11 protein-coding genes and 1 pseudogene are annotated in these 11091 nt (G+C 58.1%); 6 read left to right on the plus strand and 6 right to left on the minus strand.

Annotated elements, in window-relative coordinates; genetic code table 11:
* Positions 1 to 91 precede the first annotated feature (91 nt).
* On the plus strand, positions 92 to 559 hold the full coding sequence (locus NW819_RS05630; protein ID WP_414383249.1) for a peroxiredoxin family protein: 468 nt from the start codon (positions 92 to 94) through the stop codon (positions 557 to 559).
* On the opposite strand, the gene NW819_RS05635 is transcribed toward NW819_RS05630, so the two are convergent.
* Positions 552 to 2948 (minus strand): glycoside hydrolase family 31 protein, encoded by a 2397-nt coding sequence (locus NW819_RS05635; protein ID WP_414413158.1) that lies wholly within the window; start codon positions 2946 to 2948, stop codon positions 552 to 554. The genes NW819_RS05630 and NW819_RS05635 overlap by 8 nt on opposite strands.
* Positions 2949 to 3177: 229 nt before the next feature.
* On the opposite strand from NW819_RS05635, the gene NW819_RS05640 reads away from it, so the two are divergent.
* A complete protein-coding gene (locus NW819_RS05640; protein ID WP_414413159.1) occupies positions 3178 to 4317 on the plus strand; it encodes a PQQ-dependent sugar dehydrogenase in 1140 nt (379 codons plus the stop codon).
* A gap of 94 nt (positions 4318 to 4411) precedes the next feature.
* Here NW819_RS05640 and psbH read toward each other — a convergent pair whose 3' ends face one another.
* Positions 4412 to 4615 (minus strand): photosystem II reaction center phosphoprotein PsbH, encoded by a 204-nt coding sequence (psbH, locus tag NW819_RS05645; protein WP_414331336.1) that lies wholly within the window; start codon positions 4613 to 4615, stop codon positions 4412 to 4414.
* A 202-nt stretch (positions 4616 to 4817) separates the two neighbouring features.
* On the opposite strand from psbH, the gene psbN reads away from it, so the two are divergent.
* Both psbN and dapF read left to right on the plus strand, forming a co-directional pair.
* Positions 4818 to 4949: a photosystem II reaction center protein PsbN gene (gene psbN, locus NW819_RS05650; RefSeq protein WP_011432995.1), complete on the plus strand. Its 132-nt coding sequence runs from the start codon at positions 4818 to 4820 to the stop codon at positions 4947 to 4949.
* A 26-nt stretch (positions 4950 to 4975) separates the two neighbouring features.
* Positions 4976 to 5845, plus strand: coding sequence for a diaminopimelate epimerase (dapF, locus tag NW819_RS05655; protein ID WP_414413160.1), 870 nt, complete (start codon positions 4976 to 4978; stop codon positions 5843 to 5845).
* A gap of 3 nt (positions 5846 to 5848) precedes the next feature.
* Here the strand turns inward: dapF and NW819_RS05660 are convergent, their stop codons facing one another.
* Together NW819_RS05660 and NW819_RS05665 are read right to left on the minus strand one after the other, a co-directional pair.
* Entirely contained in the window at positions 5849 to 6538 is a 690-nt protein-coding gene (locus NW819_RS05660) for a hypothetical protein (protein WP_414413161.1), read from the minus strand.
* A gap of 86 nt (positions 6539 to 6624) precedes the next feature.
* Positions 6625 to 7257, minus strand: a complete 633-nt coding sequence (locus NW819_RS05665; RefSeq protein WP_414413162.1) for a hypothetical protein — start codon at positions 7255 to 7257, stop codon at positions 6625 to 6627.
* A gap of 132 nt (positions 7258 to 7389) precedes the next feature.
* Here NW819_RS05665 and pcrA point away from each other — a divergent pair, with 132 nt between their 5' ends.
* Positions 7390 to 9750: a DNA helicase PcrA gene (gene pcrA / locus NW819_RS05670; protein WP_414413163.1), complete on the plus strand. Its 2361-nt coding sequence runs from the start codon at positions 7390 to 7392 to the stop codon at positions 9748 to 9750.
* A gap of 251 nt (positions 9751 to 10001) precedes the next feature.
* On the opposite strand, the gene NW819_RS05675 is transcribed toward pcrA, so the two are convergent.
* Both NW819_RS05675 and NW819_RS05680 read right to left on the minus strand, forming a co-directional pair.
* Positions 10002 to 10316 (minus strand): hypothetical protein, encoded by a 315-nt coding sequence (locus NW819_RS05675; RefSeq protein ID WP_414331733.1) that lies wholly within the window; start codon positions 10314 to 10316, stop codon positions 10002 to 10004.
* A 263-nt stretch (positions 10317 to 10579) separates the two neighbouring features.
* Complete coding sequence (locus NW819_RS05680) at positions 10580 to 10792, minus strand: hypothetical protein (protein WP_041436427.1); 213 nt, start codon at positions 10790 to 10792, stop codon at positions 10580 to 10582.
* A 44-nt stretch (positions 10793 to 10836) separates the two neighbouring features.
* Here NW819_RS05680 and NW819_RS05685 point away from each other — a divergent pair.
* Positions 10837 to 11091: pseudogene (locus NW819_RS05685) on the plus strand (hypothetical protein); the annotation flags it as partial.

Here is an 11091-nt window from a genome sequence, read left to right on the forward strand (position 1 = left end):
AGATATCCAACCCAAAATTTTTTGAAGCCAGAAGGGATCCGGATCCACCGCTAGACTGTTGAAGTGAGCTTAGTTTGGGTCAGACGGGTTTATGGGGATTGTGATTGGGGCTGCTGCTCCTGACTTTAGCTTGCCTGCGGTGGGGAAAGGGATCCAGAAGGGAGCCCGGATCTCGTTGGCGGCCTACCGGGGCAAGAGCAAGGTGTTGCTGGCCTTTTACCCGGCGGATTTTTCCCCGGTATGCACGAGCGAGATGCGTTGCTTTCGGGAGGATTGGGAAGCTTTCCGGGCCGCGGGCTGCGAGATCTTGGGGATCAGCAGCGATCCCCTCTCCAGGCACCAAGCCTTTGCCGAGCAGCTTAAGCTGGAGTTTCCTTTGCTGAGCGATGTGGACAGAACCGTGAGCCAGCAGTACGGGGTGGACAGCCTGCTGGGGACGCGGCGGGCCTATTTTTTGGTGGATAGCCAAGGGATCCTACGCTACCAGCATGTGGAGTGGCTGCCCTTGTTCAAGCGAGACAACCGGGAGCTGCTGGAGGCCGTGAGGGCGATTAGCTAAACGGGGGATCCTCTGGGGTGGGCCAGAGAACCCGTTGCGGCTGTCCGGTGTCCGGCAGGGAGAGGGGAGTGTGGCCAAGGGGCTCCAGAAGCCAGCTACGCTGGGGCGGGCTCCAGTTGCCCTGGCGGGCCTCGATCTCCAGAATGAGCTGGCCATTTTGCTGTCGCAAGCGGAAGAGGGTGGTGGCCCAGGCTCCTGCTCGATGGGCGAGGGTTTCCCCGTCGTCTTCGTAGAGGGTGAAGCTGCCGTTGCCGGGGTAGAGTTTGAGGTGCGGTTGGTCACGGCGCAGGTGGGCGGTGGACGGGCAGGGGGGAGCTAAAGGCAGAACGGAGCCACCCCGCACAAACAGCGGCAGTTGTTCGAGAGGGGCAGGGACGAGAATGTAGCGGGGGCCGGTGTGGGCCTGACCTGTCCACCAATCAAACCAAGTGCCCTGGGGTAGGTAAACAGCGCGGCACCGCACGCCAGGCCGAACCACAGGGGCAGCTAGGAGGGCGGATCCCAGCATGGCTTGATCTGAGATCTCGTAGGTTTGCGGATCGTCGGGAAACTCGTAGAGAAGGGGGCGCAAGATGGGGGATCCGGTTTGGCTGGACTCCCAAAAGAGGCTGTAGAGGTAGGGCAGCAGCTGGTAACGCAACTGAATGGCCTGCCGGCAGATGGTTTCCACTTCGAGGCCAAAGCTCCAGGGCTCGTGGGGGCGGGTGCCCAGGGCGCTGTGGCCGCGCATGAGGGGGTAAAGAATTCCCATTTGCATCCAACGGGCAAACAGCTCGGGAGTGGCATTGCCACCGAAGCCGCCGATGTCCGCGCCGACAAAGCTAACTCCCGACAGGCCCAGGTTTAGGAGCATGGGCAGGGACATCTCCAGGTGTTCCCAGGAGGATTGGTTGTCGCCTGTCCAGACGGCAGCCCAGCGCTGGATCCCAGCAAAGCCGGAGCGAGTCAGCACGAAGGGGCGCCGGTTGGGGTTGAGCTGTTCCAAGCCTTCACGGGAAGCGCGTGTCATCAGCAGGCCGTACAGGTTGTGAACTTCGGCGTGGGTGGTGGGTTCGTCGGGTGGGCCTTGGGGGGCATCGAGGGGGATATCGACGATCTGGCCGCCGTCTCCAAAGGGGCGGTCGTTGAGGGCCGGCTCGTTCATGTCGTTCCAGATGCCATCCACACCGGCTTGGGTGAGAACCCGTTGCCAGGATCCCCACCACTGCCGCACTCCGGGGCGCAAGAAGTCGGGAAAGAGGACTTTGCCTGGCCAAACGTAGCCATGGAAGAGGTGGCCGTCGGCGCGGCGGATAAAGAAATCCTGGGCCAAGCCCTCGTCGAAGACGGCGTAGTCGGCTTCGGGCTCGAACTTGACGCCGGGATCCACAATGGCTACCACCCGGAAGCCAGCCTCGTGGAGTTGGGCCATGAGCCGGGCCGGTTCGGGGAAGCGGCGGGGATCCCAGGTGAAGACGCGGTAGCCGCGCATGTAGTCGATATCCAAGTAAATGACGTCGCAGGGGATCTGCCGCTGGCGAAATTGCTGCGCAACGGTTTGAACCTGGGCGGCGCTGGCGTAGCTCCAGCGGCACTGTTGGTAGCCCAAGGCCCAGAGGGGAGGAAGGGGAGGCCGCCCGGTAAGTTGGGTATAGGTATCGAGCACCAAGTCTGGAGTGGGGCCGTAAATGAGGTAGTAGTCCAGCTCGGGGGCGCGCACCTCGATGGCCCACTGCTCGGGATCGATCTGGCCCAGGTCGAACTGGCTCCAGTGGGTGCAGTGCAGGAAGAGCCCGTAGCAGAGGTTGGGGCGAAGAAACAGGGCGAAGGGAATGGCCTGGTAGAGATTGTCGCTGTGGGCGTCGTAGTTCCAGCAGTCGCGAGTCCAGTGGCTGTAGCGCCGACCCCGTTTGTTGAGTAGCCCCGCCCGTTCCCCTAGGCCATAGATGTGCTCGGCAGGGTGGAGGTGTTTGACCAGGCGGATGCTATCGGATCCCCAGGTAAGCCCAGAGGAGACATCGGCGCAAAACTCTTGCCCTTGAGAGTCTTGAAAACTGAACCGGAGGGGATCCCGATCGATCTGAACTTGCACCTGGGAGGTGGACAGGTGGATTTGGGTGGAGCTTTCCTGCAGTTCAAAGGGAGCCGGCGGCCACTCTTCATCGGCTGGAGCCACATCCCAGGAACGACGGGGCAAAAACGCTCCGCTGGGGCTAAAGCGCAGCCGAAACAGACGGGGGGTGAGCACCTGCATAGACCAGCGGCCCTGGGCACAGATGAGGTGGATCCCTCTGGAGTGGGGCTGGAGCTGCTGCAGGGATCCGCAGGTTGGCCTTTGGGGCGGGCGGGCGGGGGATTGGCCGTTCGCGCCCGAGGGATCGAGTCCCAAGATCTCGCCAGGTTCCAGCATGCTTTGGAGACAGATTGCTGCTCTCAAGGCTAGCCTATGGCCGGGAGGGGACAGGGGGTTGCCCACTCTGGTCCGCAGTGGGTTTTACCCTCATCGGTACCCATCTCCAGAAGAGCAGCGGTAATAATCGACTAGCTCAGACCCCAGAATCCATCGCGAAAACGAGGCGGCAATGGCCATGAGGATCTCGGCGAGCAAACTTCTCTCCGCGCTACTGCTTTTGGGAGGGTTGTCCGCCCCCCCTGCCGTGGTGGCCTATCCGGTCAGCCCTGAAACGGTGATGGCCCTGCAACGGGGGGAGCATGCCCAAGCCCTACCCAGAGCCAGAACAGAGCAGCGTTTTCGGGTCGTGACTCTGGCAACCGGGCTGGAGCATCCCTGGGGGATGGCCTTTCTGCCAGATGGGACAATCGTGGTAACCGAACGACCAGGCCGGCTGCGCCGGGTTACCGACCAGGGGTTGGATCCCCAGCCCATAGCCGGTGTGCCAGAAGTATTTGCCCGCGGACAGGGGGGCCTGCTGGACATTGCCTTGCACCCTAATTACGCGGAGAACGGCTGGATTTACCTGTCCTATGCCGCTCCTGGGCCGGGCGGCGGGGGAACCCGAGTGGCGCGGGCCCGCTTGGGGGAGAAGGGACTCCAGGATCTGGAGGTGATTTTCGACATGGAGCGCAAGACCCCCGCTCAACAGCACTTTGGCTCCCGCCTGGCCTTTGATGAACAGGGATTTCTCTACATCAGCACCGGCGACCGCGGAGAACGGGATCGAGCCCAAGATTTGGGGGATTCTGCCGGTAAAGTGTTGCGCATTACGGATGCGGGCGGGATCCCGGCGGACAACCCATTTGTCGGCCGAGCGGGGGCTTTGCCGGCAATTTTTACCTACGGCAACCGCAACATTCAGGGAATAGCCCGCCACCCCGAGACGGGAGCGATTTGGTCCCACGAGCATGGGCCCCAGGGTGGAGACGAGATCAACATCTTGGCCCCCGGCGTCAACTACGGCTGGCCCTTGATCACCCACGGTCGAGAATATACGGGGGAACCCGTCGGCCAAGGACTGGCGGCAGCTCCTGGATTGGCTTCGCCCCTGCTGCACTGGACACCCTCAATTGCCCCTTCCGGCATGACTTTCTACACAGGGGAGGCTTTCCCCGAATGGCGGGGCAACCTATTTGTGGGGGCGCTGGCCGGGCAACACTTGGCCCGTCTGGTACTGGATGGAGAGCGCGTGGTGGCAGAAGAGCGTCTCTTAGAGGGGGCGGTGGGCCGCATTCGCGATGTGCGGCAGGGGCCGGATGGACTCCTTTACCTGTTGACGGACGCCCCGAATGGATCCCTGCTGCGCCTGGAGCCAGCACCCTGAAGGCATCGGCTTAGGAGATGACGGAAACTATCCTGCTCCCGCTGGGCAGCTCTTTGGCGGGACAGGGACTTTCCCCAGAGTAGGGCTGGGGAACTCAGAAGCTGAGGCTCTCCCAAGAAACGTTGATGTCTTCCAAAAGCAGCGACTTGTTGTAGATCTGCAGGATAATCAACAAAAAGACGGCGAATAGGGCCATGAAGACCGCCATCAGGGGCGTGGTGCCCCAGCCGGGAGCCACTTTGCCGTATTCCGAGTTGAGAGGACGCAGCAGATCGCCCAGTTTGGTACGAATGGCCATAGGTTCTCGCTTAGAAACCGAACACGTTGACGAAGTCGAAGATAGCAGGCTCGAAGGCGGATCCCTGGTGCTCAGCACCGCCAAAGCAGCCGCCTTTTAAAATCACGCTATCAGAATCTGGCCGAACCTTTTTGTCTTGGGCAATGAATTGTAAACTTGTGTAATACTGTAGTCGAATACTCTCAGGATCAAAGACAACGATATGGAGCCCACCTTTTCCCTGATTGTGGCGATTGCGGCAGTTACCATCTGCATCACTGCGTTTGCCATCTACACAGCCTTTGGCCCCCCTTCCAAGGACTTGCAGGATCCCTACGAGATGCACGAGGATTAAGGCCTGTCGTTGGGATATCTGGGTAAATGTCTGCTCGGTTGACCCCCCGTCTCTCCTTTCACAAGTACCAGGGGTTGGGGAACGATTTTATCTTGGTGGACAACCGCTGGCAGTCTCAACCCTGCTTGAGCCCGCAAGAGGCCGTCGCCCTTTGCAATCGCCGCTTTGGGGTAGGAGCCGATGGGGTTATCTTCTTGCTGCCGGGGCAGGAGGGGGCGGACTTTAGCATGCGCCTCTTCAACAGCGACGGTTCCGAGGCGGAGATGTGCGGCAATGGGATCCGCTGTTTGGCCCGCTTTCTGCAGGACTTGGGGATCCCAGGTCGGGATGGCGCCTACCAGATCCACACCTTGGCGGGGCGAATCGTGCCGCAGGTGCGGGCAGATGGGCTGGTCACAGTGGACATGGGGATCCCTCGCCTTTTGGCCAAGCAGATCCCCACCACCTTGGTCGAACCGGATGAGAAGGTCATTCGGCAGCCGCTTGCAGTGGCCGGGCGAGAGTGGCGGGTGACGGCGGTGAGCATGGGCAACCCCCATTGTGTGGTCTTCCTGGAAGAAGAGGGATCCCTGGAAGAGCTGGATTTGGCGGCTGTGGGCCCCCTGTTTGAGCATCATCCGGCCTTTCCTGAGCGCACCAACACCGAATTTGTGCAGGTGCTCAGCCCGACTCGTTTGCGCTTGCGGGTTTGGGAACGGGGAGCAGGGGCAACGCTGGCCTGTGGGACGGGTGCCTGTGCCACTTTGGTGGCTGCTGTTTTGGAGGAGCGCGCAGAATCGCAAGCTACAGTAGAACTGCCGGGAGGAAATCTGGAAATTCGCTGGGATCCGAGCACACAGCACGTGTGGATGACCGGCCCTGCCCTACACGTCTTCAGCGGCACCACTGCCGGTTGAGAACTAGGCTCCCAGACCCAACAGGAGGATGGCCAGGAGGCCGAGGATCCCATAGGCAACGCTCCAGCCCTGCCGCCAGATCAGCGCCACTGCCAGGCCCAACAAGACCAAGCCCAAGCCCAGGCCAAGGCGGAGAAATAGAGGGTGTACAAACTGGCTGAGGGAGCGTTTGAGCCAGGGGAAGATCACCCCCAAGGCGAAGGCCAGTCCTACGGGGATCCAATCGATCCAACCTGTCTGCTCCCAGCCCCCCAACAGGTAAAAGCCGCCCAGACAAAGGCCCAGGCAGAAAAACAGCACCCGCATGCCGGGATAGTCTTGTCGATAGTTGAAAGCAAGGCTTCGGAGCTCCTTGGGGTGGGCCAAGACCAATGGCTCTACAGCAAAGCTTTCGCTCCACTCCGGCGCTTCTTCAGTTTGTCCGCGGCACCAAAGGTAAACGTTGACCTTGCGCAACCCTTGCAGCAGAGAGGCTTCCACCGCACTGCGCACCACCTCCATCACCTGCAGGGTATCCACCACATCGCCCGGCAGCCGTTCCAGCAGCACGTTGAGAACAGGCCCCTTCAGCTCGGCTCGGCCAAACAGCCGCAAGTTGGCAAGCTTGTAATCGAGGATTTGGTTCAAGATTTTGAGCTGGCGGCGCATGGGATCCCGTAAACAGTGAACCGTCGTTCGAATGGTTGACTCCAAGCTTCAACATGACCGGTATGACCAGTTTAATGGCTTGGGCCAGAGCAGCAGAGGAGAGGCGTTGCCGGTGTGAAAGGGAAGTGGGACTATCCCATGAGGGTGCGAATGCACCGGCGAATGCTGAGGTTGGATTGCTCCAAGTCGGCAAATCCGCTCAGAAGAGTTCCCTGGCCGTCCAACAGCAACAAAACAGCCTGGCGGCGAAAATTGATCCCAGGCAAAGCTGCAGCGGCTATTTCTTGCAGCTTCTGGATGGTTGCTCCCTCAAAATCGACCGAGACATACACAAACGGAGAAACCAGGCGGGGATCCGTCGGTACACTCTCCCGGATGGCCTGCAAAACCAAGTGGCGCACCAGCAGCAGCCCCCTGCCATCCACCAGCACGATCTGGCGCAGCCGAGGGTTTTGCCCAAACTCCAGGGCCAAACTTTTGGAGAGGGCTTCCGATTGCGAGCGGGTTTGGCTGTTGGTCAAGATCAACGCTTGAATGCCCTCATACCGACTTAGGTCAAGCCGATCCCCAGAAACGCTTTCCACCTTGAGGTCAAGAGATGTTTTGGGGTTGCCGTTGCTGGGGCAGTTGCCAGCTTGGGCGGGATCGAACGCACCTTGAGAAAGCAGGGCAAGGGTGACAAACCCCAAAGCCACAAGTCTCTTTTGAACGCAAAGCCAGCAGCGGTTAGCCGGGGCACAGCAGCAGGACAGCACTCGGTTCATGGCGGGGAGCTCTGGAGCGGGCCGGCCAAATCTTAACCGATCTTCATCTTTGGTGCTCCAAAATGCCCTCTGGGCTTCTCATCCCCATTGGGTTGGTGCCCATAATGGAAGGCAGTTTCTGGTTTGCTGGCCATGACTCACGCCTCTTTGCTGGATGCCCTCAACCCTTCTCAGCGCCAAGCGGTGCAACATTTTTGTGGCCCGTTGCTGGTGGTTGCCGGGGCAGGTTCCGGCAAGACACGCGCCCTCACCCACCGCATTGCCTACCTGGTTCGCCACTATCGGGTGGATCCAGGAGAAATTTTGGCCGTGACCTTCACCAACAAGGCCGCCCGTGAGATGAAAGAGCGCATTGAGCAGCTCTTTGCCGAACAAGAAGCTCAAGAACAATTTGGGATCCCCTTAGAGGAATTGGAGCCGGCCCAGGCAACGCGACTAAAATCTGCTGTTTACCACCGCTGGATTAAGCCTCTTTGGATTGGCACGTTCCACAGCTTATTTGCCCAGATCCTGCGCCTGGAGATCGAAAAATATCAGGATCCCAAGGGGCGCAAGTGGACTCGCCACTTCTCGATCTTCGATGAATCAGATGCCCAATCTCTGGTGAAGGAGATTGTAACCAAGCAACTGAACTTGGATGAGCGCAAGTTTGACCCAAGGTCGGTACGCTACGCCATTAGCAATGCCAAAAACCAAGGCTGGACTCCTGCCGACCTGGAGCGCAATCAACCCAACTTCCGTGGCCGTACCATCGCCCAAGTTTACGAAATCTATGAAGACCAACTGGCAGCCAACAATGCTCTGGACTTTGATAACTTGATTTGGATACCGGTGCAGCTTTTTCGACAAAACGAGCAGGTGCTGGCTTACTGGCACCAACGATTTCGACACATTTTGGTGGATGAATACCAAGACACCAACCGCACTCAGTATGAGTTGATTCGTCTGTTGGCCACCAACGGCGAGACCTGCAGATCTCGGTTGGATTGGAGAAACCGATCGATCTTTGTGGTGGGAGATGCCGATCAAAGCATCTATCGGTTTCGCGGGGCAGATTTTACCATTTTGCTGGAGTTTCAAGAGACCTTTGGAGATGGTCTCCCGGATGATGATACCCGCACCATGATCAAGCTGGAGGAGAACTATCGCTCTACAGCTACCATTCTGCAGGCAGCTAACGCTCTCATCGAGAAAAATACAGAGCGCATTGATAAAGTTCTCAGGCCAACCCGTCAGCAAGGAAATCCGATTTTTCTTCATCAGGCGGATGATGAGATTGCAGAGGCCGAGTTTGTCGTCAATACCATCCGACGATTACACGGCCAAAATGCCAATGCTTTTTCCTGGGGAGATTTTGCCATTCTCTACCGCACCAACGCTCAATCCCGTCCTTTTGAAGAGGTTTTGCTGCGGTGGGGGATCCCTTACACCGTGGTGGGCGGACTGCGATTTTACGACCGCAAAGAAATTAAGGATGTCCTGGCCTATTTACGGGTTGTGGCTAACCCTGCCGACTCCTTTAGCCTGCTGCGAATTATTAACGTGCCGCGCCGTGGCATCGGCAAATCTACTCTGGACAAGCTGACCGAAGCGGCGGCTGCTCTAAACGTGCCTTTGTGGGCAATTCTCAGCGACGAAACCTCTGTAAGTAGCTTGGTGGGTCGTTCGGCTAAGCCTGTCATTCAGTTTGCTCAGTTGATTCAGCACTGGCATCGACAGGCTTCTCAAACCTCAGCCGCCACCCTTATCGAAGGGCTGCTGCGGGATTCCGGTTATTTGGAGGATCTCAAGGCGCAGGGTACAGACGAAGCCGAAGAAAGAGCGGCCAACGTGATGGAACTTTACAATGCCGCTCGCCAATTCGAGGAAGAACAGGAGGATCCCAGCCTTGAGGCTTTTTTGAGCAATGTGTCTTTGGCTTCCGACTTGGACAACCTTCAGGAAGGCGCTGAGAAAGTTTCGCTAATGACGTTGCACTCTTCCAAAGGTTTGGAGTTTCCTGTTGTGTTCTTGGTGGGGGTGGAACAGGGTCTATTTCCCAATTTCCGGGCTTTGGAGGATCCCGCTGCTTTGGAAGAAGAGCGACGCCTTTGCTACGTGGGCATTACCCGTGCCCGTGAGCAGTTGTATATCAGCCACGCCAGGGAAAGGATGCTCTACGGCAACCGCGAACCAGCTATTCCTTCGGTATTTTTAAGTGAACTGCCCCAAGAGTTAATCGAATTCGACAGACGCGGAGCCGTTTCTCGACAGCTCTCCCACGGCAGTGGACTGTCCCTTTCAGATGCACCCAAGGCCAGGCCCAATCGCCGCCAAAGCCGTTCAGAACAGTGGGCGATTGGAGATCGTTTGCAACATCCCCAATTCGGACAAGGCCAGATTACCCATGTGTTCGGCAGTGGTGAACGGGTCACGATTGCGGTGAGGTTTCCCGCTATCGGTCAACAGAAAATCTTGGATCCCCGTATCGCTCCTATTCAAAAGCTTAGCTAGGCGGCTGAACTCGGAAGGGCTCCAGCGATGAAGAGAGGCAAAGGGAAGTGCTGTAGAAGTCCGTAGCTCATTCGAGATTGCCTTGCCGTTGACGTCGTTGGTGATCCCTTGCTTTATATGTGTTTGCTTTATATGTGTTGCTGCACGACGGGGAAAGCAAAACCTCAGCTCCCCCTTTCCCTGATTTGACCGTTGCCCAACCCTCGACCTTACCTCTGCCCCCTCGTCACTAATTGCTTGTAATTGCTTGACTACCCGGTCTTGGGATCCCTCGCCAGGCTTAACCCAGTCGGCTGGGACTGAGTTGTCTCGGCTCTGTCCGGTACCAGGCGCAGGGGCGGGCCAAAGCGGCCAACCGCTACAGTGTTGTTCAGGGCCGGGATCTGGCGGATGGATCCCTGGCGTAGGCAGCGGTGTAGACGGCGCAGCAGGAAGAGGTCGGCTTCGGAGCACTCCTCTCGAAATAGCCTTACGTTAAGTTCGTGTTCCTGAGCAGCGGTGAGCAAACCGGTCATCATGGCGGTTTGAATGATCTGCTGCACGGTTATGGTTGTCGCTTCATCCATAGGTTTAGGCGATTGGATGGAGACCTTTTGCTGCTCTTATTCTCGACAAATCCCTCTGATATTGACTCCGCCAAATAGCGGATTCGGTATGCGCGCACTTTGTCTTCTTTCTCGGTGCTCGGAAATAGGTCTTTCCAGATACCCATTGACCTTCTGAGCCATCCGGATTCCGTGTAGGCGAAAAGCTTGAAATCTTTGTGTCACAAGCCTTTCCAATCGAAGTGGGAGCAGAGCCAACAATTGGATACGTAGGGATCCCATCCTCACTGCAGTACAAAATTAGACTCAACAGTGAGTTGCTTGAACTTGCCAAAGAGGTGCTGATCCCATGATTTTTCGAGCTGTTGTTTGAGGCCGTAACAGATATCTGTGGCAATACGGAACTGAGAAGCGATGTTCGTCACCGACAAATGGCGTAGGGTTGCTTGGCTTTTTGTCTGTACCTTGTCGGCAATGAAGGCATAGAGGATGAGCAACAGCCTTGTGTTAGGGTGGGGGCATTCTGTAGTGGCGATTGGCCGTGTCAGAAACTCCACAAAAAGTCGGCTGTGCTGCCCCTCTGGGCTGCTGTGGCTGCGGCTGTCTGGGCCTACTGGCGGTGCTGGGCTTGGGGCTGGCGGGGGCAGGGATCCTGATCTGGAATGGGATCCGTGCCTCAGGAGCCTATCGCACCTACCAGTTGGCGGTGGAGCAGCTCGAACAAAATGCCGTGGTGGTGGAACGTTTGGGAGAGCCCCTGAGGCCGGGATGGCCCTCGCGGCTGCGTTTTCAGGAA

Origin of the sequence: Synechococcus sp. R8-2, assembly GCF_047461715.1 — a bacterium.
GTDB lineage: Bacteria > Cyanobacteriota > Cyanobacteriia > Thermostichales > Thermostichaceae > Thermostichus.